This window comes from Nocardioides sp. (assembly GCF_047602075.1).
In the GTDB taxonomy this organism is placed as follows: domain Bacteria; phylum Actinomycetota; class Actinomycetes; order Propionibacteriales; family Nocardioidaceae; genus Nocardioides.
The window spans coordinates 898,953-921,921 of the sequence record NZ_JASGIF010000002.1 but is presented as its reverse complement, the minus strand read 5'-3'; the positions used below and the strand labels follow the sequence as shown (position 1 = coordinate 921,921).

The 22,969-nt window shown below is 70.2% G+C and carries 19 protein-coding genes; 10 read left to right on the top strand and 9 right to left on the bottom strand.

What is annotated here, in order from left to right; genetic code table 11:
- Positions 1-52 precede the first annotated feature (52 nt).
- Positions 53-889, bottom strand: coding sequence for a 3,4-dioxygenase subunit beta (locus QM714_RS17120; RefSeq protein ID WP_415102549.1), 837 nt, complete (start codon positions 887-889; stop codon positions 53-55).
- Positions 890-947: 58 nt separating this feature from the next.
- Complete coding sequence (hemE, locus tag QM714_RS17115) at positions 948-2,027, bottom strand: uroporphyrinogen decarboxylase (RefSeq protein ID WP_415102548.1); 1,080 nt, start codon at positions 2,025-2,027, stop codon at positions 948-950.
- A gap of 80 nt (positions 2,028-2,107) precedes the next feature.
- Here hemE and QM714_RS17110 point away from each other — a divergent pair, with 80 nt between their 5' ends.
- Entirely contained in the window at positions 2,108-2,761 is a 654-nt protein-coding gene (locus QM714_RS17110) for a DUF3000 domain-containing protein (RefSeq protein ID WP_415102547.1), read from the top strand.
- Positions 2,762-2,853: 92 nt separating this feature from the next.
- On the top strand, positions 2,854-4,017 hold the full coding sequence (locus QM714_RS17105) for a ribonuclease D (RefSeq protein ID WP_415102546.1): 1,164 nt from the start codon (positions 2,854-2,856) through the stop codon (positions 4,015-4,017).
- A gap of 494 nt (positions 4,018-4,511) precedes the next feature.
- Here the strand turns inward: QM714_RS17105 and QM714_RS17100 are convergent, their stop codons facing one another.
- From QM714_RS17100 to QM714_RS17080, 5 genes are all read right to left on the bottom strand, one after another.
- The gene (locus QM714_RS17100) at positions 4,512-5,768 is read right to left on the bottom strand and encodes an extracellular solute-binding protein (protein WP_415102545.1); all 1,257 of its coding nucleotides are present in this window, start codon (positions 5,766-5,768) and stop codon (positions 4,512-4,514) included.
- Positions 5,769-6,127: 359 nt separating this feature from the next.
- Positions 6,128-6,637 carry a type II toxin-antitoxin system PemK/MazF family toxin gene (locus QM714_RS17095; protein WP_415102544.1) on the bottom strand — a complete coding sequence of 170 codons (510 nt, stop codon included), beginning with the start codon at positions 6,635-6,637 and terminating at the stop codon, positions 6,128-6,130.
- Between the two features lie 221 nt (positions 6,638-6,858).
- On the bottom strand, positions 6,859-7,482 hold the full coding sequence (locus QM714_RS17090) for a hypothetical protein (protein WP_415102543.1): 624 nt from the start codon (positions 7,480-7,482) through the stop codon (positions 6,859-6,861).
- A gap of 81 nt (positions 7,483-7,563) precedes the next feature.
- The gene (gene hrpA, locus QM714_RS17085; protein WP_415102542.1) at positions 7,564-11,436 is read right to left on the bottom strand and encodes an ATP-dependent RNA helicase HrpA; all 3,873 of its coding nucleotides are present in this window, start codon (positions 11,434-11,436) and stop codon (positions 7,564-7,566) included.
- A 237-nt stretch (positions 11,437-11,673) separates the two neighbouring features.
- Positions 11,674-12,198 (bottom strand): hypothetical protein, encoded by a 525-nt coding sequence (locus QM714_RS17080; RefSeq protein ID WP_415102541.1) that lies wholly within the window; start codon positions 12,196-12,198, stop codon positions 11,674-11,676.
- A 241-nt stretch (positions 12,199-12,439) separates the two neighbouring features.
- On the opposite strand from QM714_RS17080, the gene QM714_RS17075 reads away from it, so the two are divergent.
- The 4 genes from QM714_RS17075 to QM714_RS17060 all read left to right on the top strand — a co-directional run bounded on the left by QM714_RS17075 (position 12,440) and on the right by QM714_RS17060 (position 18,119).
- Entirely contained in the window at positions 12,440-13,159 is a 720-nt protein-coding gene (locus QM714_RS17075; protein WP_415102540.1) for a response regulator transcription factor, read from the top strand.
- The gene (locus tag QM714_RS17070) at positions 13,156-14,625 is read left to right on the top strand and encodes a sensor histidine kinase (protein ID WP_415102539.1); all 1,470 of its coding nucleotides are present in this window, start codon (positions 13,156-13,158) and stop codon (positions 14,623-14,625) included. The genes QM714_RS17075 and QM714_RS17070 overlap by 4 nt, the downstream gene beginning before the upstream one ends.
- 93 nt (positions 14,626-14,718) lie before the next feature.
- Positions 14,719-16,872 (top strand): ArnT family glycosyltransferase, encoded by a 2,154-nt coding sequence (locus QM714_RS17065; RefSeq protein ID WP_415102538.1) that lies wholly within the window; start codon positions 14,719-14,721, stop codon positions 16,870-16,872.
- Entirely contained in the window at positions 16,869-18,119 is a 1,251-nt protein-coding gene (locus QM714_RS17060; RefSeq protein ID WP_415102537.1) for a glycosyltransferase, read from the top strand. Before QM714_RS17065 ends, QM714_RS17060 begins: the two co-directional genes overlap by 4 nt.
- On the opposite strand, the gene QM714_RS17055 is transcribed toward QM714_RS17060, so the two are convergent.
- Positions 18,087-18,788 (bottom strand): NUDIX hydrolase, encoded by a 702-nt coding sequence (locus QM714_RS17055; RefSeq protein WP_415102536.1) that lies wholly within the window; start codon positions 18,786-18,788, stop codon positions 18,087-18,089. The genes QM714_RS17060 and QM714_RS17055 overlap by 33 nt on opposite strands.
- A 191-nt stretch (positions 18,789-18,979) precedes the next feature.
- On the opposite strand from QM714_RS17055, the gene QM714_RS17050 reads away from it, so the two are divergent.
- Genes QM714_RS17050 through QM714_RS17040 form a run of 3 tightly spaced genes read left to right on the top strand, consistent with a single transcriptional unit; the run spans position 18,980 to position 20,276 of the window.
- Complete coding sequence (locus QM714_RS17050) at positions 18,980-19,843, top strand: SDR family NAD(P)-dependent oxidoreductase (protein ID WP_415102535.1); 864 nt, start codon at positions 18,980-18,982, stop codon at positions 19,841-19,843.
- A complete protein-coding gene (locus QM714_RS17045; RefSeq protein ID WP_415102534.1) occupies positions 19,840-20,073 on the top strand; it encodes a hypothetical protein in 234 nt (77 codons plus the stop codon). The genes QM714_RS17050 and QM714_RS17045 overlap by 4 nt, the downstream gene beginning before the upstream one ends.
- A complete protein-coding gene (locus QM714_RS17040; RefSeq protein WP_415102533.1) occupies positions 20,055-20,276 on the top strand; it encodes a DUF402 domain-containing protein in 222 nt (73 codons plus the stop codon). Before QM714_RS17045 ends, QM714_RS17040 begins: the two co-directional genes overlap by 19 nt.
- Here QM714_RS17040 and QM714_RS17035 read toward each other — a convergent pair.
- Positions 20,221-21,405, bottom strand: coding sequence for an FUSC family protein (locus QM714_RS17035; RefSeq protein ID WP_415102532.1), 1,185 nt, complete (start codon positions 21,403-21,405; stop codon positions 20,221-20,223). The two genes, QM714_RS17040 and QM714_RS17035, sit on opposite strands and share 56 nt — an antisense overlap.
- Positions 21,406-21,500: 95 nt before the next feature.
- Between QM714_RS17035 and QM714_RS17030 the strand changes: the two genes are divergently transcribed.
- Complete coding sequence (locus QM714_RS17030; RefSeq protein WP_415102531.1) at positions 21,501-22,907, top strand: WS/DGAT/MGAT family O-acyltransferase; 1,407 nt, start codon at positions 21,501-21,503, stop codon at positions 22,905-22,907.
- The last annotated feature ends 62 nt before the right edge of the window (positions 22,908-22,969 follow it).

The window sequence follows — 22,969 nt, the reverse complement described above, 5'->3', positions numbered from 1 at the left end:
CCCGGTGGCCGCCGAGCCAGGCTGGTCCCAGGCCTCACTCAGCCAATCCCGCTCAGGCGTCGACGGGCACGACCAAGCGCACCCGGTAGCCCTTCTTCAGCGACCCGGTCACCGTGCCGAGCTCACGCACGCCGCCGTCGTCACCGAAGACGTTGTCAGTGCCCAGCGATACCCGGTTCAGGTTGGTCACCGACTCGTCATAGCCCTTCGCGTGGCGATAGACGTGCATCGACTCCTTGCGCGGCAGCGCGATCTGCGAGGTAACCACCGGTGTGCCACCGTGAGTTGCGGCGTGCCGGCTCTCGTAGACCTCGAAGTGGATGTGCGGCCACCTGCCGGAGTAGCACGCCGGATAGATGCTCCGGAAGCGCACCACGCCGTTGGCGTTGCTCACTTGCACGCCCCGCAGGTAATTCTCGTCCTCGACCCCTTCGCTGTACATCGAGTACCGGCCCTTGCGGTCGCAGTGCCACAGATAGACCGCCATGCCCTCCAGCGGCTTGCACGTGTCGGTGGACTGAAGCACCAGCCGGATCTTGAGCGGGACGCCCTTCGCCTTGCCGGTAGCGCCGCCAATGCTCGATCGAATGTCGCGGCGGACGACACCGCTCTCGGCCAACACGTCGGGGCCGTTGGAGCCATCCCCGGGGTAGGGGCCGGCCGTTTCAGACGGGATCTCGTCGCTGGCGCACGAGCTGGCCGACCGGCCGGCAACGGACGTGGCGGCGTTCGCGGTGCCGGGTCGCAGCAGCACGGCACCGCCGACTGCCGCGGCCAGGCCACCCCCGAGCAAGCCGAGCACTGCGCGCCGTTGCCGCTGCTGGTTGATGGTCGCAAGGTCCGCCTCGAGGCCGAGGTCGAACGGGTCGTCGTGATCTGTACTCGTCATGGACCCAGCACAGCAGATCTCGCTGTGCGCTGTCGCGGCGGTTCCTGTGAGGTCGCTGTCAGCCGGCGGGCCGATACCCCTGCACGAACTCGGTCAGCCGCTTGAGCTGGTCGGGGTCGGTGGAGGGGATCACCCCGTGGCCCAGGTTGAAGATATGGCCGCGGGCGGCCCGACCGGCCTCGATCACCTCGGCTGCCCGAGCGGTCATCACCTCGGTGGGCGCGAACACCAAAGTGGGGTCGAGGTTCCCCTGCACCGCGCGGGGACCCACCAGGTCGAGGGCGCGGTCTAGCGGCGTACGCCAGTCGACACCCACCACGTCGGCGCCGGCCTCCCCCATCAGCGGCAACAGGTTGCCCGTGCCGACCCCGAAGTGGATGCGCGGCACCCCCAACTCCCCCACCTGGCGCAGCACCGACGCAGAGTGCGGCATCACGAAGTCGCGATAGTCGGACGGGGTCAGCGCACCCGCCCAGGAGTCGAAGAGCTGCACGGCTGATGCTCCGGCGCGGACCTGGATCTCGAGGAAGGCAGCGGCGATCCCCGCGATCTTCGCCAGCAGCGCGGCCCACACGTCCGGGGCGCCGAACATCATCGCCTTGGTGCGGGCATGGTCCTTCGAGGGACCGCCCTCGACAAGGTAGGACGCCACGGTGAACGGGGCTCCGGCGAAGCCGATCAGCGGTGTCTCGCCCAGCTCATCGACTAGTCCGCGGACCGCCTCGATGACGAACGGAACGTGGCTGGCCTCGAGGTCGGGGATCGCCTCGACGTCGGCGAGGGTGCGCACCGGGCTGGCCACGACCGGTCCCACGCCGGGTTTGATGTCCAGGTCGACTCCGACTGCCTTGAGTGGCAGCACGATGTCGGAGAAGAAGATCGCCGCGTCGACGGCGTACCTCCGCACCGGCTGCAAGGTCAGCTCGACGATCAGCTCCGGGGTCATGCAGGACTCGAGCATGCCGACGCCCTGACGGGCGGCGCGGTACTCCGGCAGTGACCGGCCCGCCTGGCGCATGAACCAGACCGGCGTGTGGTCGGGCGTCTCTCCCCTCGCGGCCCGCAGGAAGGGGCTGCGAGAGGTCGGCGACGTCGGGGCCACAGAGTCGGCCTGGGTCTGGCGCGCGGTGCTGGACATGCCCGAATCCTCCCAGGTCGGCCGTCGGGGCGGCGTGTTGGCACGGGGGGCAGCGGGCGGCGGGCCGTACTGTGCATGTCATGGTCGTCGGCCACGACAAGCGCACGGGAGCGGACGAGGAGAGCCCTCCCGAGTTTCAGGCTGCCGTCGCGGGTCTGCATGCCGCGCGTTTGCGCCCGGAGATCTTCTGCGAAGAGATGCCCGCCCCACAGCGGATCGCGCCCCACGCCGCGGCCCTCACCGCGGACGTCACCGTGGACGGCATCGAGGTAGGCACCGGGCGGATCATCGTGCTCCACGACCCCGACGGCAACGACGCCTGGCAGGGCACTTTCCGCTGCGTGGCGTACTGCCGCGCGGACCTCGACCCCGACCTGATCACCGATCCGCTCCTGGCAGAGGTCGGCTGGAGCTGGCTGTTGGAGGCGCTGGAGGGACACCGGGCAGCTCACATCGCCGCGTCCGGCACGGTCACCCGAGTCGCCACCGAGAGTTTCGGCGGGATGGCCGACGAGGAGGCGACCGCACAGATCGAGATCCGGGCGTCGTGGACGCCCTGCACCGCGGCCGGCGAGTCCTATGACGTCGTGCCCGACATCGCGGCGCACACCGAGGCGTGGGGCGAGCTGCTCTGCACCGCCGCTGGCCTTCCCCCGGTCCCCGACGGAGTGGCCCAGATGCCGAGTCGCCGCGGACAGCGGGGGGCGACGGGCGGACGAGGGGCCCGACGCTGACCGAGACGCCCCAACCGGCCAGCACTGCTGACCGCGACGAGCCCGTCGCGGAGCTGGCTCCTCTGCTCAAGCTCCGAGACGGCCTACCCACGGTGACCGACACCGCGACCTCGTTGCGCGAGGTCGCGGACGCGCTCGCGGCGGGCTCGGGGCCTGTCGCGATCGACGCCGAACGGGCATCCGGCTACCGCTATCACGCCCGCGCCTACCTCCTGCAGCTGAGGCGAGCGGGCTCGGGCTCCGCCCTGGTCGATCCGATCCCCCTGACCGATCTGACTCCGCTGCGGTCGGCCCTGGCAGGCACCGAATGGGTGCTGCACGCCGCGACCCAGGATCTGGGCTGCCTGGCCGAGCTCGACCTGCGCCCGCACGGGCTCTTCGACACCGAGCTGGCCGGCCGCCTGCTCGGCTATCCGCGGGTCGGGCTGGCCACCCTGGTCGAGGAGCTGCTCGGCCGGCGGCTGCGCAAGGAGCACTCGGCCGTCGACTGGTCCACCCGCCCACTGCCCGAGCCGTGGCTGGAGTACGCCGCCCTCGACGTCGAGCCCTTGCTCGAGCTTCGGCAGGTGATGATCGAGCGTCTCGACCAGGCCGGCAAGACCGAGTGGGCGCGCCAGGAGTTCGAGCATCTGTTGACCTTCGAGCCGACGGTCCGGACCGACCCGTGGCGGCGCACCTCTGGGGCCCATCGCGTCCGCGGGCGGCGCCACCTGGCGGCCGTCCGGTCGCTCTGGCAGGCACGGGATCGGATCGCGCAGGAGCGCGACCTCGCGCCGGGTCGGCTGATCCCGGACTCCGCCATCGTCGCCGCCGCCCAGGCGATGCCCACCAGCACCCGGCAGCTGCTCAACACCCCCGGCTTCCACGGCCGCGGGGCGCGCCGCTATGCCCGCGCCTGGCAGGCAGCGGTGGACGAGGCTCGGACGCTCCCCGAGAACGAGCTGCCCGGCCGCGCGCCCCGCGCAGAGGGGCCACCTCAAGCTCGCGCCTGGGCCGACAAGGACCCGGTCGCCGCAGCCCGACTCTCACAAGCTCGCGCAAAGCTGGCCGAGCTCTGCGAGCAGTTGTCGGTGCCCGCGGAGAATCTGCTGTCGCCCGATCACCTGCGACGCGTCCTGTGGACCCCCCCTGCCACCCGTGACCCGGCCGAGCTTGCCGACGAGGTGGCCCGGCAGCTGACGTCGTACGCCGCCCGCCCCTGGCAGATCGAGCTCACCGCACCGATCCTGGTCGACGCGATCCTCGCCGCCGACTGACAGTGAGCCGGGTTGCTGGTTGCCGGTGGTCACTCCTGTCGCTGCTTCATCAAGGTATCTGGGTGAGCCTGCACTTCTCATTGCGTGTACGCCGTGAGAGGTGAGGCTTCATCCACTTACCTTGGTGAAGCAGCAACCCGTGTGACCCCTGGGAACCAGAGCGGCTCTTGGCCCCGAGGATGGGGGCATCGATTGTTCCGCAACCGCATCCCACCCGTCTGCCGCGGTGCTGTGGTGGGTGAGTGCCCGGCATACGGGGCACTCTGCCACCACAGGACCGCGGCAGACGCAAGAACACCGCGGCAGACACAGTCCCCGCCCCCGAGAGCCAGGCAGCACCGGCGACCCGGCCGACAACCCGAACCACCGGCTGCCTCTCCGGTCGCCGCCCCATCGGTCGCAACCCAAGGCGACCGGCAACCCGGCAGCGATCGAGACCGACGACGAAGCTCGCCCGTCGTAGCTGCCCCGTCGGTCAGCACCAACCGAGCCTCTCAGCCGGACGGGGACTCCGAGGGTGAGGCGGAGTCCGACTCGGTCTCGGGGCTGAGCACTGTGCGCGATGCCTCGTCGATCCGCTCGGTTAGATCCTGCAGGGTGTCGTCGCCGAACGGAGCGGTGACGAGCTGTTGCAGCAGCGGCGCCACGGCGGTCTGCAGCCGCGACCAGGAGTCCAGGAGGGGAGGCACCTGGATGGCCCGGACGCTCTGGTTGAAGACCGCGGCGTTGGCCGGCTGCCGGCCGGGCTGCAAGAAGGCATCTGAGGTGGCGACCGAAACCTTGGACGGGACCAGGTAGCCCGCTCGGGCAACGGCCGACATGGCCCCGTCCGAGAGCAGGTGAACCATCAAGTCAGCGGCCTCGTCGAGATGCTCGGTGTTCGCCGAGATGCACAACCCGGTCACGTCGCCGACGGTCGCCGAGCGACCGATCTTGGGCATCGGCATCACGTCGAAGTTCAGCCTGTTGTTCAAGCGCAGCCGCGGAGTCAGCCCACGGAAGCCCGCGATCATGCCGAGGCGGCCCTTCTCGAAGAGCTTCAGTGGCGTGTGCTGGTTCAGCTGGTCCGGGGTCGGGGTCACCTGGGCGTTGCGGAGCAGCGTCAGCGTCGTCTCGAGCGCTGCTTGGGTGTCGCCGTCGGAGAAGGCCAGCGAGGTCGGGCTGCGGTCGTCGTCGAAGACCTTGCCGCCGCCGGAGTAGATGAACGGCGCAAGGCCGAGCAGCGAGGGATCGATGTAGACCCCACGCGAGTGTTTCCCGGGTCGGGTCGCGAACTGCGCCGCCGCCGTGAACTGGTCGAACGTCCACTGTTCCGGCCGACCGCTCTCCTCGTCGATCTCCGGCGCATCGAGGCCCTGTCGGCGCATCTTGTTGAAGTTGACCAGGTCGGTGTTGATGTACATCACCATCGGCGAGACCGAGTAGGGCATGCACGCCAGCGAGTTGTCGGTGGAGAACGCCGCCAACGAGTCGCGGGAGTAGTCATCGCCGAAGGAGACGCCGCGCTCGTCGAGAAGCTCGTCGACCGGGTGGGTCAACTTCTCGTCGGTGAACGCCGCCAGGTCGCGTTGGGACAGCATGAAGACGTCGGGCAGGTCACCGGTGCGATAGGCGCGGACGGCCTGGTCCCGACCAGAATATGTCCGGGTCTCGACGGTCACGTCGGTGTCTGGGTCTTGGAAGGCGGCGGCCTGCTTGGTGAACGCGTCACGCTCCGGCGGTGCCCCGAAGACACCGACGGTGAGCGTCACCTTCCGGGGTGTCTGGCTGGTCGTCGGGGAGCTCGGCGACGGCTGTGACCCGGGGTTCCCACTACAACTGGTCAGCGCCGCTGTCAGGAGGGTCAGCGCGGCGAAGCCGCCGAGCGCGCGGCTCGGCCACCCCGATCGACCCCAGTTCACGTGTCCCTCCGTGTGCACCCTCCACGCAGGGCACCACACTCACCCTACCGACCGGCTCATCCCACCACCGGCCCGGGCGGACAGAGGACCCGAACGACCCCGGCCGACGGTGCACCACGGCAGCGAAGTTGACCTGCAGTGTCCACCAAGTGGGCCCACCAAATGGGACCTTCCAATGCGATCCACCGGCCGGTGGGCCAGCGGATCTGTCAGGCCAGCTCGTGGAACGTGCGCGCCTCGGCCAACACCTGGTCGAAGATGGCGCGGTCGAGGGCGGCACCCTCACGCCGGATGGCGCTCTCCGGGAGCCGAAGCAAGCGGTCCAGACGGACCTCGCTGGGGCGTCCTTGACTGTCCCAGGCGCCCGACCCGACATCCATCCAGTAGCGGCCCCAGCGTGCCTCGTCGGCAGCGTCGCGGTCGTGGTCCTTGCTGGTCAGCATCAGTGCACACCAGTCCCCGCCCTGCTCGGCGAGCAGGAGGACCGGCCGGTCCTTGCCCTGGCTGGGGTCGTCCTCGTAGGCCACCCAGGCCCAGACCACCTCGCCCGGATCTGGTCGGCCGTCGGGATGGGGGTCGTACTCCACCACGGGCGTGTCGTCCTGCGAGCCAACCCGCTCGCCCCAGTCGACGGTCGGGTGGGGCGGAACGGTGGAGCCCGCCGTAGGCGTGCTGCCGAGCGCGGCAAGCCGGGCGCGCAGGGTGCGGAGCAGGCTCATCGCAGGAGGCTCCTCGCAGTCGGCGGGTCTGCCGCGGGTGGGACCACCGCGGCGATCTGGTGGGTGTGGGTGCGCCGGACCGGGAGCGCCTCACGGCGCGTGGCCGCTCGCAGCGGCAAATGTTGGGACCCGGGGCTGCCGCGGCCCGGCGCACTCACACGGGTGATTGTAGGACCCGGGCAAGTCGATCGTCTGCGACTCCCCACAACTACGGCCGCGGGTCAGGCCAGTCCGTGGCTGAGCTCTTGATGACCGGCCCGCTCCAGCTGCTCGGCGAGGATCAGCATCCGGCCGGCGTCGTGACCCACCCCGTCGGCATCGTCGGGGAGGCTGGCCCGACCAGTGGCCACCACGCGCGCGAAGGCGGCGGCGCGGAAGAGCACGTCGGCGAAGTCGCCCTCGGCGATGCCGCGCAGCACCTGGTCGACCATCGCCCGCAACTCCTCCGGGCCGGGTGGCTCGGCCACGCCGGCGACGACTCGCGCCACCGGGGCCCGGATCCGGCCGGCGTCGAACTGGCGCGCTGCCCCGGCCGGGTCGGCATACACCCAGGCCCGCAGCACGTAGAGCCGCCACAGGCAACCGGCCAACGAGTCGACCGGAGCACCGGCCCAGAGCTCGGCCAGCGTCTCGAGCCCTTCGGCATCGGCGAGATGCACCACCCGCTCGGCGATCTCGGCGTCGTCGGCATCGTGGGCGCCCCTGACCAACAATGTGGCTGCGCGCTCGGCCGCCTCCGACAGCCGCCACGGATCGGCTCCGCCCGTGCGGGTCTCGAAGAACCCGTCACCCGGTGTCGCCGGCCGGTGATGCGGCCGCGGCTGGTCCGCGGAAGAGTCGCCCACCACACCAGCCTACGAGCCGTCGCGGGACGTCATCGTCTCCGGTCGCCCCGGCGACCGGTCGGTACGACGTTGCGCGCGAGGTCAGCGGGCGAGCACGCGCCGGATCCTCCGGTCGCTGACCGGCGCTGCGGTGCCGAGCTGTTGGGCCCACAGCGAGACGCGATACTCCTCGAGCAGCCAGCGCGCCGCGCGAAGGTCCTCCGGGGCGGGGGCACCGGGCACCAGGGCAGCGAGGCGGTGCCGATAGGACGCCTGAAGCTCGGCCACCTGGTCCATCAGCTGGCGATCGCGGGCGAGTTGCTCGGGGAGTCGCTGCCGACGCAGCGAGATGGCTTGGAGATAGCGGCGGTACTCCCTCAGTCGGGCCACACCGACCTCGCCGACGAAGCCGTCGTACACCAGCCGAGCGAGCTGGTCGCGCATGTCCGTCAGCGCGGGCAGCAGGGTGATCTCGGCTCGACCGGAGAGCTCTCGGTCCGCCGTGCGCCATTCGTCGAGCACCGTGATCAGCGTCGCCAGCACACCCTCGAGCCGGGCTGCCCTGTCGTGGCGCGCGGCGGCGACCAGCCGCTCGAAGGCGGCCGCAGAGCGCACCTCGGGTGCGGCGTCGACCAGGTCGAGGACCAGGCCGGCCTCGAGGTCGCAGAGAAGCCCGGCCACGGAGGAGTACGGCGACCCCGCCAGGGCCAGCTTCTGGGTGTTGTCGAGATCGGGGGGCGGCAGAGCACCGGCGGTGTCGGCCAGTCGGAGCAGCACCAGGCGGCGCACCCCGAGCCGGTGGCGGGCCCACGCCTCGTCCGCCGAGCCGAAGACACCGAGTCCGACGCTGTCCCCCTCGTCGACCAGTGCTGGATGGACGACGACCTCGTGCCCGGCACGCTTGTGCACCAGGGTGGTCTCGAGCTCACCGAAGGTCCACGATCGCTGACCGCTGCCGGTCCGGCCGACCTCGTCGGCGACCTCCGCCATCGCGTCGGCGAAGCTCGGCTGCAGCGGCTCCTTGAGGGCGGTCAGATCCTTGCCGGACCCCGCCACGTGGCCGGACTCCTCCACCACCCGGAATGTGGGCCGGAGGTGGGCCGGCACCTTCTCCCAGTCCCAGGCCTCGCGAGGCACGACGACCCCGGTGGTCGAGCGGAGGTAGCGCTCCAGCGCGGTGAGCAACGGCTCGTCCCCCGGTGGCACTGCGGTCAGGAACTCCCGCGCCGTGTTCGGTGCGGGGACGAAGCTGACCCGGAGGTTCTTCGGAAGGCTGCGGATCAGGCTGGTCACCAGCTCCTCACGCAGGCCGGGCACGTTCCAGGAGAAGTCGTCGGCGTCGACCCGGTTGAGGGTGGCTATCGGCACCTCGATGGTGAGTCCGTCGTCGGCCGCACCCGGCTCGAAGTGATAGCTGATCGGGAAGGTGAGACCCTCGTCCTCCCACGCGGTGGGGAAGTCCGCCTCGCGGACCTGCTCCGTGGTGTCGTGGGTCAGCATCGACGGGTCGAAGGTGAGCAGCTCGGGCCGTCGCTGCCGCTCCTTCTTCCACCACTGGTCGAAGTGCGCACCGCTGACCACCTCGGCACCCACCCGGGCATCGTAGAAGTCGAAGAGGGTGTGCTCGTCGACCACCAGATCCCGGCGGCGGGCGCGGTGCTCCAACTCCTCAGCCTCCTCGAGGAGGCGACGGTTTTCGGCATAGAACCGGTGCCGGGTGGTCCACTCGCCGTACACCAGCGCGTGCCTGATGAACAGCTCCCTGCTGAGGGCAGGATCGATCCGGCCGTAGTTCACCAGCCGGTCGGCGACCAGAGGTACGCCGTACAGCAGCACGCGCTCTCGGGCCATCACAGCCGCGCGCTTGCTGGACCAGTGCGGCTCGCTGTAGCTGCGTTTGACCAGGTGGCCGCCGAGGCGCTCGGCCCACTCGGGCTTGATGGCGGCGTTCTGCCGGGCCCATAGTCGTGAGGTCTCGACCAGCTCTGCACTCATCAGGAACTGCGGATTCTTCCCACGCAGGACGCTGCCCGGGAAGATCGCGAATCGGGTGCCGCGCGCACCGAGATACTCCCTCGGCCCGCGCGGACCGCGCGCCTGCGGGTCCCTCACGCGCTCCTCGAGCATCCCGATGTGAGAGAGCAGCCCGGAGAGCAGGGACTGGTGGATCCCGTCACTGTCGGGTAGGTCGGCAGGGCGGCCGACGTGCACCTTCATCTCCTTGCAGACCGCGCGCAGCTGACTCTCGAAGTCCTGCCATTCCCGAACCCGGAGGTAGTTGAGGTATTCGCGGCGGCACATCCGCCGGAACGCACTGGACGACAACGCCCGCTGCTGTTGGCGCAGGTAGCGCCACAGGTTCAGCCAGGTGAGGAAGTCCGAGGACTCGTCCTTGAAGCGGGCATGCTGCTGGTCGGCCTGAGCCTGCTGCTCGGCGGGTCGCTCTCGCGGGTCCTGCAGTGACAGGGCCGCGGCGATCACGATCACCTCGCGCAGACAGCCCAGCCGCTCCGCCTCCAGCACCATCCGGCCGAGCCGTGGGTCGATCGGCAGCCGCGCCAGTCGCCTGCCCAGCCGGGTCAGCCGAGGCCCCCTCCCTCGGCCCGAACCTGGTCGGCCCGAACCTGGTCGGCCCGAACCTGGTCGGTCCGGCGGGCCCGTCCCGCCGGTCGAGCCCGTCGGGGCCAGCGCACCGAGCTCCTCCAACAACTGCCTTCCGGCAGTCACGTTGCGTCGGTCGGGTGAGTCGACGAACGGGAACCGGGCGACGTCTCCGAGCCCGAGCGAGGTCATCTGGAGGATGACCGAGGCCAGGTTGGTGCGCAGGATCTCGGGGTCGGTGAACTCCGGCCGAGCCTCGAACTCCTCCTCGGAGTAGAGCCGGATCGCGATCCCGGCCTCCACTCGGCCACATCGCCCGGACCGCTGGTTGGCCGAGGCCTGGCTGATCGGCTCGATCGGCAGCCGCTGGACCTTCGTGCGCATGGAGTAGCGACTGATCCGGGCGACTCCGCTGTCGACGACGTACCTGACCCCTGGCACGGTCAGCGAGGTCTCGGCAACGTTGGTGGCCAACACGATGCGCCTGCCCTGGTGAGGCTGGAACACGCGGTGCTGCTCGGCGGCGGAGAGCCGGGAGTAGAGCGGCACGATCTCGAGCGAACGACCGCGCGGTGGTGCAGCCAGGTCGGTGAGGGCGTCGGCGGTGTCGCGGATCTCCCGTTCGCCGGGCAGGAAGACCAAGATGTCGCCCGGCCCCTCGGCAGTGAGCTCACGGATGCCGTCGAGGATGGCCTCGGTCTGGTCGCGCACGACCGGTTCGCCGTCGTCGTCCTGCTCCGGCAGCTCGACGAGCGGGCGGTAGCGGATCTCGACCGGATAGGTGCGCCCGGACACCTCGATGATCGGTGCCGGCCGACCGCGACGGTCGGCGAAGTGGGCGGCGAAGCGCTCGGGGTCGATGGTCGCCGAGGTGATGATCAGCTTCAGATCCGGCCGGCGCGGCAGCAACCGCTTGAGATAGCCGAGCAGGAAGTCGATGTTGAGGCTCCGCTCGTGCGCCTCGTCGATGATGATCGTGTCGTAGCGGCGCAGCTGCGGGTCCCGCTGCAGCTCCGCCAACAAGATGCCGTCGGTCATCAGCTTGATCCGACTGCTGCGGGAGGTGCGATCGGTGAACCGGACCTGATAGCCCACGACGTCACCGAGGCCCGAGCCGATTCCGTCGGCCGCGAGCTCCTCGGAGATCCGCTCCGCCACCGATCGCGCCGCGATCCGCCGCGGTTGGGTGTGTCCGATCAGCCCGTTTCCGCCTCGGCCCAGCTCTAGGCAGATCTTCGGCAGCTGGGTGGTCTTCCCCGAGCCGGTCTCCCCCGCCACAATGACGACCTGATGGTCCCGGATCGCGGCGGCGATGTCCTCACGTCGCTGGCTGACCGGCAGGTCGGCGGGGAAGGAGATCTGCGGATCGGCCATAGCGAGCCCCATTGTGCCCGGGGACGGAGGCCGTCGCCGAGCCGGTGACCGCATATCTGCGGCGGCGACCCCGCGCCATGTCGGCAGTCAGCCCAACTCGGGCCGAACGACACGGTCGCGCCGGCCAACCCCTAGCCGGCGCGCCGGAAACACCCGCAGAAACAACCCCGGACCCGTCTTCGCGAGCACTCTAACGGCGGGGGATGGTCGTGGCTCCCCCGAAGACCGAGCCGTTACCTAACCGTTGCGCGAGGAGTCTGCGGATGGCGACCTCTGGGACCGGTTGGTGTCGCCCCGATTGTTGTCGGAGTCGCCTGAGGAGCCGCCCGGGAGGCTGGGGCGGTCACTATCGCCGCCGCGCGAGCCGGTGGCGCCCTTTCCAGGACCGCGGCCAGCGCCCGGCCCGCCTGGTCCGCTGCCGCCTGGTCCGCCCCCGGGCCCCCAGCCACCCGGTCCCCCGCCACGGTCGCCCTTCATCGGTCCGTGCTGACCGAACTCACCACGAGGGTCACCCTGGTGGTGGGTCAGCGCATTGACCGTTGCTCCGCCGAGGGCACCCACGAGCAGGGCGACGGCCCCGATGCCGATCACTGCGGGCAGACGGAGCACCCGATCTTGCCAGCGCTGCGTCGGCGCGGTCACAGGCGCCGGCGGCAGTACGGCAGAGGACGCGATCGCCTGGGTATCGGCCTGTTCGGCCTCCTGGCCAGCGGCCTCGTTCGGCGGGTCCTGCGGCACTGGCGTCGATGACTGGTCACTCATACCAGCAGTGTGCGGCTGCCGACTGTGCTAGGCCTGTGAATCGGTGACGGGTCCAGACCAGTTGTCAGAACGTGTGGGGGAAGCGCATGGCCTGCTGTGCGATGCCCCGAGGGCGCTGCGCGGCGTTGCGGAATCTCGCGAGACGACCCGGGATGGCTTCGATTCCGCGCCTTGCCGAGTCGCTACCCTCCGGACAGGCCGTTCACAGCAATCTCACAGTCGATCAGATCAGGGTGGTCATATGGACCTGCTGCGCCCCGACGGTTCCCCCTTGCGTGTCCTCGTCGTCGACGACGAGGTGAACATCGCCGAACTGATCGCCATGGCCCTGCGATACGAGGGCTGGGAGGTGCAGCAGGCGCACACCGGCAGCAAGGCCGTGGCCGCCGCGAAGGATTTCCAGCCCGACGCGGTGGTGCTCGACGTGATGCTGCCGGACTTCGACGGTCTGGAGGTGCTGCGCCGGATCCACCGCACCGATCCCACCGTACCCGTCTTGTTCCTCACCGCCCGCGACTCGGTCGAGGATCGCGTCGCGGGCCTGACTGCCGGCGGCGACGACTACGTGATCAAGCCATTCTCGCTGGAGGAGGTCGTCGCCCGGCTGCGCGGGCTGATGCGTCGGGCGGGAGCGAGGAGCGCCGCCGAGCAGAACGTGCTCACCGTCGGCGATCTGGTGCTGGACGAGGACAGTCATGAGGTGTCTCGCGCGGGAGCAGACATCTCGCTGACCGCGACGGAGTTCGAGCTACTGCGCTACCTGATGCGCAACCCGCGACGGGTGCTGAGCAAGGCGCAGATCCTGGACCGAGTGTGGAACTACGACTTCGGTGGCCAGGCCAACGTGGTCGAGCTCTACATCTCCTACCTGCGCAAGAAGATCGACGTCGGGCGGGAGCCGATGATCCACACCATGCGCGGTGCCGGCTACGTGCTCAAGCCCGCTCCGGTCGACGGGTGAGATCCCTGACCGGTCGACTTGTTGCCACCGTGGTCGCGCTGGTGGCACTGGTCAGCCTGCTCGTCGTCGGGCTGACGACCGTCGCCATGCAGAGCTATCTTGCCCACCGCCTCGACGAGCAGGTGCTGCAGAGCCGCGTGGCCCCACCGCACCAGCTCGACCTGACGAACGGGCAGGGATCCGGCCCCGACGATGGTGGCCCGGGTGGCGCGACCGGGCCCGAAGACCAGAATCGGTACGGCGCACTCGGCACTCTGAGCGCCTTCCTCCCGGTCTCGGGCACCGCCGACGCCGTAGGCTCGGTGATCACCGGCGACGACGACGGCACCGACCTGACCGCCGCCGATCTCGCCGCACTCGACGACGTGCCGGTCGACGAGAAGGTGCATGTGGTGGACCTGCCCGACGCCGGTGAATACCACGTCGTCGCGCACAAGCTGATCGGCCAGTCCGGCAGCCAGGTCGGCCGGATGGTCGCCGGACTGCCGACCAGCGAGATCACCCGCACGCTGAACAGCCTGCTGACCCGTGGCGTCGCGGTCGCCGCGCTCGGGGTCGCCCTCACCGCCGGACTCGGCCTCGCGCTGGTGCGGCGCCAGCTTCGGCCGCTGCGCGAGGTGGCCGCCACGGCCCACCGAGTCTCCGAGATCCCCCTGGCCGAAGGCGAGATCAACCTGACCGAGCGGGTCCCCGAGCACCTGACCGACGAGCGGACCGAGGTCGGCCAGGTGGGCGCCGCTCTGAACACGCTGCTCAGCCATGTCGAGACCTCGCTCGACGCTCGCCATCGCAGTGAGCAGCAGGTCCGCCAGTTCGTCGCCGACGCTTCCCACGAGCTGCGCACCCCGTTGGCCACCATCATGGGCTACACCGAGCTCGCCCAGCGCCGCCCCGACGACGCCGCCGGCACTCAGACCGCGCTGTCGAAGGTCGGCGCCGAGTCCGAGCGGATGGCCGCGCTGGTCCAAGACCTGCTCCTGCTCGCCCGACTCGACGCCGGGCGGCCGCTGGAGCGCCATCCGGTCGATCTCTCCCGGCTGCTCATCGAGGCCGTCTCGGACGCGCGCGTCCTCGCGCCCGATCACGAGTGGCGGCTCGATCTCCCCGAGGAAGCCGTCGAGGTGGTCGGCGACGAGCAGCGGCTGCACCAGGTGGTCACCAACCTGCTCACCAACGAACGGCGACACACACCGGCCGGTACGACGATCACGGTAGCCGCTCGGCTCGGGGAGATCACCGGACAGATCACCGTGCACGACGACGGTCCCGGTTTCCCGGCCGAACTTGTCGACCAAGCCTTCGAGCGGTTCGCCCGCGCCGACACCGCCCGCTCCCGCACCGGCGAGGGCGGGGTCGGGCTCGGCCTCTCGCTGGTCAAGGCGATCGTGACCGCCCACGGTGGCGACGTCACGCTGACCAGTCGGCCCGGGGACACCACGATCACCCTCACCCTCCCCGCTGGCTGATCTCTGTGGCTCCAGCCGCGCCGGGCGAGCCTTCACAGGAAGGCGACAGCGAGGTATGAGGGGCGGCCCAGAGTCGCGGGCGACCGTCGCGGTGTGACTACCGACATCGCCACCACCCCCTCGTCTGCCTCGTCGACCGCCGTGGCCGACTCGTTGGCCGACACCGTCACCGCACCACCCGAGCGGCGGCGCCGTGGACATCGTGCTGACAGCGGCAACGGCTCGCCGCACCGTCCTCGACTCGAGCGCATCGGGCTGGCGGTCCTGCTGACCGGCACGGCCGTGCTCTACCTGTGGGGGCTGGACAAGTCCGGCTGGGCGAACTCGTTCTACTCCGCCGCAGCGCAGGCCGGCTCGCAGTCCTGGAAGGCCTTCTTCTTCGGCTCGTCGGACGCGGCCAACTCGATCACGGTCGACAAGACGCCGCTGGCGCTCTGGCCGATGGCTCTCTCGGTGCGCCTGTTCGGACTGTCGTCGTGGAGCCTGCTGGTGCCGCAAGCGCTCTTCGGGGTCGCCTCGGTCGCCCTGCTGACCGTGACCGTCCGCCGCATCACCCACTCCGCTGCGGCGGGCCTCGTGGCCGGCGCCGTCCTCGCACTCACGCCCGTGGCTGTGTTGATGTTCCGGTTCAACAACCCGGACGCTTTGCTCACTTTGTTGTTGATCGGGGCAGCCTATGCGACCGTCCGGGCGATCGAGCCGGACGCCCGCGCGCTGCGCTGGCTGATGATCGCGGGCGCACTGGTGGGGTTGGCGTTCCTGGCCAAGATGCTCCAGGCGTTCCTGGTGCTGCCGGGTCTGGTGGTGGCCTATGCGATCTTCGCCCACGGCCCCTGGCGGCGACGGGTCGGACATCTGGTCGCCGCCTTCCTTGCGATGGTGGTGGCCGGGGGCTGGTGGATCGCGATCGTCGAACTGTGGCCAGCGTCGTCGCGGCCCTACATCGGCGGCTCGCAGCACAACTCGATCCTCGAACTGGCGCTGGGATACAACGGCTTCGGTCGCCTCACCGGCGACGAGACCGGCTCGGTGGGTGGATCCGGCGGCTGGGGCGAAACCGGGCTGCTGCGGCTTCTCGACAGCGACAACGGCGGCCAGATCGGCTGGCTGCTCCCGGCCGCGGTGCTCCTCGGGGCCGGGAGCCTCTGGCTGGCGCGCCGCGACCGAACCCTGCTCGCCGGCCTCACCGTGTGGCTCGGCTGGCTCCTGGTCACCGGACTCACCTTCAGCCTGATGGCGGGGATCTTCCACCCTTACTACAGCGTCGCGCTGGCCCCAGCAATCGCCGCAACCCTCGGCATCGGCGGCTTCGTCGCCTGGCGCGAACGGCAGCGACCGATCGCTCGTGCGCTCCTGTCCAGCACGATCGCGGTGGCGGCCATCACCGCCTTCGTCTTGTTGGCCAGGTCCGCCGACTGGCTGCCTTGGCTGCGGTACGGCGTCCTCGGAGTCGGGCTGATTGTCGCGATCGGGCTGGTGCGCGTCGATCTGCTCTCCACCCGCGCTCGCGGCGTGGTCGCCGCTGCCGCGCTCATCACGGCCCTGGCCGGCCCGACGGCGTACTCCCTCCAGACGGCCTCCACCGGACACACCGGCTCCCTGCCAAGTGCCGGGCCGACAGTGTCGCAGTCCTTCGGCCGCGGCGGCGGACCCGGCGGAGGGCCGGGCGGTGGTGCTGGCGGCATGCCAGGCAACACGGCAGGCAGTCCTCCGGGTGGCACCGGCACGGGTGGTGGCACCGCCGGGCAGCCGTCGACCGGGAGCGCCCAGGCCAACGGTGCACCCACGAACAGAGCATCGACCGGCCAGGGTGGAGCCGGCGGTCCGGGCGCAGGTGGTGACGGTGGTGGCGGCCCCTCGGGGGCGGGCGGTCTGCTCGACACCAGCACGCCCGGCAGCGAGCTCACCGCACTGCTGAGCGCGGATGCGAGCTCCTACACCTGGGTAGCGGCCGCCGTCGGCTCACAGACGGCAGCGGGCTACCAGCTCGCGACCGAGGCACCGGTGATGGCCATCGGCGGGTTCAACGGGAGCGACCCGAGCCCCACTCTGGCCGAGTTCCAGGCCTACGTCGCCGCCGGCAAGATCCACTACTTCATCGCCGGCAGCGGCTTTGGTGGCCAGATGGGCGGCAGCAACAACTCCTCGCAGATCGCGTCCTGGGTGGAGGAGAACTTCACTGCCCAGACGGTCGACGGAGTCACCGTCTACGACCTCACCGCGGATTCGGCCGGGAGCGCATCGTGAGCGCGCTCGAGGCGCTCGCACCCAGCCCTCCCTGCTTGGAGGTCGTCTTGCCGGTCTACAACGAGGAGCGGGCGCTACCGGACGCCGTACGTCGCCTCACCAGGCATCTCGCCACGTTGCCGTGGAGCTGGCAGGTCACCATCGCGGACAACGCGTCGACCGACGCAACGCCACTGGTGGCGCGGCGGCTCGCGTCCGAGTACGCCGGCGTGCGAGTCGTGCAGCTCACCGAGAAGGGCCGCGGGCGCGCGCTCAAGCGGGTCTGGGAGGCCTCGGTTTCCGAGGTGTTGGTCTATATGGACGTCGACCTCTCCACCGACCTGAAGGCACTGATGCCGCTAGTGGCGCCGCTGCTGAGCGGCCACTCCGACCTGTCGATCGGCAGTCGGCTGAGTCGCACCTCCCGCGTCGTCCGGGGCCCCAAGCGGGAGCTGGTGTCGTGCGGCTACAACGTCTTGCTGCGCTCGACGCTAGGTGCTCGGTTCAGCGATGCACAGTGCGGCTTCAAAGCGATCCGGCGGGACGTGGCGGAGGCCCTGCTGCCGCTGGTCGAGGACGACACCTGGTTCTTCGACACCGAACTGCTGGTCCTGGCCGAGCGCGCTGGCCTGCGCATCCACGAGGTGCCGGTGGACTGGGTGGACGACCCGGACTCGCGGGTCGACATCGTCCGCACGGCCCTGGACGACCTCGCCGGCATCCGCCGGCTGGGCTGGGGGCTGCTGACCGGCAAGCTGCCCCTCGACGAGGTCCGCGAACGATTCGGGACCGCCCGAGCCAGCCAAAGCATCGCGCCCCAGGCGGCGATCTTCGCGGTCGTCGGCGGGCTGAGCACCGTCGCCTACGGGCTGCTGTTCCTCCTGTTCCGACAGCTGGTTCCCGCGCAGGCAGCCAACCTGGCGGCACTGCTGGTCACAGCCGTGGCTAACACTGCGGCCAACCGGCGGTTCACCTTCGACACCCGTGGGCCTGGAGCGCTGCGCCACCATCTCCAGGGTCTTGTGGTCTTCGCCCTCGGCCTGGGCTTCACTTCCGCCGCGCTCTGGGCGCTGAACACCACCGAGGGCGCCGATCATCCGCTGGTCGAGGTGATCGTGCTGACCGGCGCCAACCTCGTCGTCACCGTCCTCCGCTTCCTCGCCATGCGACTGTGGATCTTCCGCGCTCCGCCCGTGGTTGACCAGCACGTGGAAGACAAGCAGTTGGTTGGCGCCTCAGCCTCGGGTGAGGGACGTGGCGAGGGGTAGCACACCAGAGGACTTCGCCCGGAACAGAGCCGCCGGACGACCCCTACCAACGGCTGAGGGACGGCTCTCGCCCGTCTCGACGACGAAGTCCTCGGTGCGGCGCATCTTGCGCTGGAAGTTGCCGGCGTCGAACTGGGTGTCCCAGATGACCTCGTAGACGTGCCGCAGCTCCGACAGCGTGAACTCCATCCCGACGAAGGCGGTCGCCAGGGTGGTGTACTCCAGCTTGGCCCGGACTCGCTCCAGCGCATCGGTGAGGATCCGGCGGTGGTCGAAGGCGATCCGGCGCCGGCCGGCCAACAGCGGCGCGATCGGCACCCACCTCACGTCGGCCGCATCATCGCCGGCGTGTGCCTGCACCGGCTCCGGGAGCACCGCGAGGTGCGCCACGCTGACGACCCGCCCGCGCGGATCGCGCCGCGGTGTGCCATAGGTGCCCAGCTGCTCGAGCACGACCCCGGTCACGCCGGTCTCTTCCTCGAGCTCGCGCCGGGCGGCCTCGATGAGATCCTCGCCGGGGTCGACGAAGCCGCCCGGCAGCGCGAGGGAGCCCCGATGCGGCGCGGATCCGCGGCGAATCAGCAGGACGCACAGCTCGTCGTCGCTGATCGTGAAGATCGCGACGTCGGCGGTGACGTAGAAGATCGGGTACTCGCTCGTGTACACCACCCGATCGACCGTAGTTGTCTCTCTGACAACAGACAACAGCCCTGGTTCGCTGCGGGGCATCTGCCGCGGTCTTCTTGCGTCTGCCGCGGTCTTGTGGTGGCAGAGTGCCTTGTATTCCGGGTCCTCAGCCACCACAGCACCGCGGCAGACGGGGCGGGATGCGGAACACCCGACCGTGAGACGGTGTGCCCATGAGGTCACTCGACGGCAAGGTTGTGGTCATCACCGGCGCCGCCTCAGGAATAGGTCGGGCACTGGCTGTCGAGGCGGCCGGACGCGGGGCGCGCGTGGCCCTCTCCGACATCGACCAGGTCGGCCTGGCCCAGACCGCTCGACTGGCGCAGACGGCCGGCGCCCGCGAGGTCCGCACGGACCGGCTCGACGTCGCCGACCGCGCGGCATACGCCGTCCATGCCGCGGCCGTCGCCGACCACTTCGGGGTCGTGCACGTGCTCGTCAACAACGCCGGCGTGGCCCTGTCGGGTGACATCACCGACCTGTCCTATCAGGACCTGGACTGGATCGTGGGCGTCAACTTCTGGGGCGTGGTGCACGGCACCATGGAGTTCCTGCCGCACCTGATCGCCAGCGGCGACGGCCACGTGGTGACCTTGTCCTCGTTGTTCGGCCTGGTCTCGGCACCCCGCCAGAGCGCCTACAACGCCACCAAGTTCGCGATCCGCGGCTTCAGCGAGGCGCTGCGGGAAGAGATGCTGGTCGCCGGCCATCCGGTCGGCGTGACCGTCGTCCATCCCGGTGGCGTGCGCACCGCCATCGCTCGCAACGCCCGGTCCGCGGGGGACCTCGATCACGACCAGGCCGCCCGCGCCTTCGACGAGCAACTCGCCCGGACGGAGCCCGAACGCGCCGCCGAGATCATCGTCAAGGGCATGCTGGCCGGCAAGGCTCGAGTGCTCGTGGGTGCCGATGCACACACCGTCCACCACCTCGCCAAGCTGCTCGGGTCGCGCTACCAGGACATCGTGGCGGCCCGGGTCAGACGACAGCGGGCAGAGGAGGGCACTCAAGCCGCGACGCCAGCGGCGGGGCGATGAGGTTCCCCTGGGGCAGCACGGTCCGCGTCTCGACCCTGAAGTGGCCGGATCGGCCGCACTGGAACTTCGCCGGGAGCTACCTCGGCGCGGACGCTCACGGCGACTGGATCGGCTACCCGACGGGCAGCACCTTCGAGCGCCCCGGAGCGTCGTACGTCTCCCCGGTCGACCAGGTCACCCTCGTCCCCACCGACGGCGCTGAGACGCTTCTATGGGTTGTCAACCTGTAGAAGCGTCTGGGTGGCTGGCCGCCTTCCACGGTCGCGGCGGCCCGCTGCGGGTCTACATCGACCTCACCACGCCCGCGGCCTGGCAGCACGACCGGGTCAGCTGCGTGGACCTCGACCTCGACGTCTACGAGCTTCCCGACGGCACGGTCACTCCCCCGGAGCTGGCAGGGCGTCGATGGACTCGAGCTCACCAAGCCCGGTGAGCAGCAACAGGTCGACCACGATCGAGCGCAGCTGCGCGAGCACGACGTCGGCCGAAAGGTCGCCGGTCCGCTCAAGGCGACCGGTGTCCTGGCCGACGCTGATCAATGCCGGTCGCGCCGCCGACGGCAGACGCTCGGCCCGCAGCTCCTCGGCGATCAGATCCGTCGCGGTGGCCAAGTCGCTGGCCACCAGTGCATAGGACCGAGGCACCGGTCGTTGGTGGTAGGCCGCGACGGCGGTGCGCCGGACCAGCACCCGGGTGCTGCGCAGCGCCCGGTCGAGCGGGTCGACCAGCTCGGCCACCTGCCGAACACCGGGCCCGTGCCGCAAGCGGAACGGTGACGAAGCGACCACGGCGAGGCCCTCGGCCGCAGCGTCCTGCAGCTCCCGGATGAGCGCGTCGGTGGCGCGGGCATCCGCCAGCAGGTCCAGGGCCGGCTCGATCTGGTTGTCGACCATCACGCGACTGGCCGCTCGGAGCAGGTCGGCGACCTTCCGCACCACTGCAGCGGCCTGCTCTCGTGGCCGACGCAGCGGCGCCGCCGGGACCACCGCGGCCGCGACCAGGGCAACCCCGCCGCCGATCAACGCATCGGTCCACCGGGTGAACCCTGCGCCCGGCGCCGGGAGGAGCGTCGCCGCGACGATCGACTGCACCGCGGCCTGCGTGATCAGCAGCTGGCCGGCATCCACCAAGATGGCCACGGACATCGCCGCCGCCACGATCAGCGTCAGCTGCCACGCGCCGGAGCCGATCGTGGTTGCGATCAGGTCCGCCACCATCACCCCGACCGCGACCCCGACCGTCACCTCGGCGACTCGACGGAGTCGTTGACCGTAGGACGTCCCCAAGCAGACGACCGCAGCCACCGGCGCGAAGAAGGCGTGCTGGTGACCCAAGACGTCGGTCGCTACGAACCAGGCGATCCCGGCCGCGATCGCGCTCTGCCCGATGTGCCAGCTCTTGGCTCGCCACCGCTGCAGCCGGATCGCCAGCGACAGCCGGCCACGGGCCAGCGCCGCCGCCATGACGGGCTCCGGCGCCCCGCCCGCCAGCGGCGCGGCTCCGGGATCAGGTGACGCGGCCTCCACACCGCTCGATCCTGCCATGCCCGCCTGGACGATCACCGTCGCTCACCAAGACGACGCCAGACAGACCCCTCGACGCGGGGCCACCACGCCAGACGTTGCCTGCTGAGGCCCGAGCAGCGAGGATCACGGACATGGCCACGCCCTTGGACCCGACCGCTCTCGGCTTCCTCCTCGCAGAGAACCGTCGCGTCCCGATGCACGTGGCCGGGCTGCACCTCTACCGCAGACCAGAGGGGGCGGGGCGCAACTATTCACGGGAGTTGTTCGAGGAGCTGCGGGGCCAAGACGACGTGGCGCCGCTGTTCCGCAAGCGAGTCCATCGCTCGATCAAGACCGGTGGGCAGTATGTGTGGGTCGACGACGACCAGTTCGACATCGACTACCACGTCCGCCACTCGGCGCTGCCCAAGCCCGGTCGCGTGCGGGATCTGCTCGAGCTGGTGTCCCGGTTGCACTCGACCCGGATGGCGCGGGAGCGGCCGTTGTGGGAGTGGCACATCATCGAAGGGCTTCGTGACGGTCGGATCGCGATGTACGTCAAGCTCCACCACGCCTTGGTCGACGGTGTCGCCGCCAGCCGGCTGACCCAGAGCATGCTCACCACCGACCCCGATCGGCGTGACCTGCCGGCTCCGTGGTCGACCCATCCACCGGCACGGACCGCCCACGCCCAGGAGGCGGCCACGCACACCACGGAGCGAGTCCCGACCGCAGCCCTCCAACAGGCGCTGTCGATGGCCGGCGAGGCGGCCGGACTGCCCAAGGCGCTGCTCGACACCCTCAACCGGAGCATGCGCAACGAGACCTCGACGCTCTCCCTCTACGCCCCTCGGACGATCTTGAACCAGAAGATCACCGGCTCGCGTCGCTTCGCCGCCCAAAGCTGGCCGATCGAGCGGATCCGGTCGGTCAGCAAGGCCACCGGCACCACCATCAACGACGTCGTCTTGGCGATGAGCAGCGGGGCCATCCGCGCCTACCTGCTCGACCTCGACGCCCTCCCCGAGACGACGATGATCTCGATGGTGCCGGTCGGGCTCAAAGCGAAGGAGGCCGGCCGAGCCTCGATGGAAGGCGGCAACGCGGTCGGCGCAGTGATGGTCAAGCTCGGCACCGACCAGGCCGATCCCGCCGACCGTCTGCGCGTGGTCCACGAGTCCATGCGCGACGGCAAGCAGGCGTTGTCGGCGATGACACCGCTGCAGATCCAGGCGATGAGCGCGATCGGCCAGGCTCCGGCGATCCTGCCGAGCCTGTTGGGGCTCCCGAGCGCGATGCGACCGCCGTACAACCTCGTGGTCAGCAACGTCCCCGGGCCGCGGGTGCCGCACTTCTTCAACGGGGCCGAGCTGCTCGGCACCTATCCGGTCTCGATCCCCATCGACGGGATGGCGCTCAACATCACCTGCACGTCCTACTCCGACAGCATGGACTTCGGGCTCACCGGCTGCCGGCGCACCGTCCCCCGTCTGCAACGGATCCTGACCCATCTCGACGACGAGCTGACCGCTCTCGAGAGTGCCACCGGAGTCGCCTGACCCCCAGGGACGTGATAGCCCCGGTAGCCCCGCGACCTGCCCCGGCGACCAGTCCGAGTGAC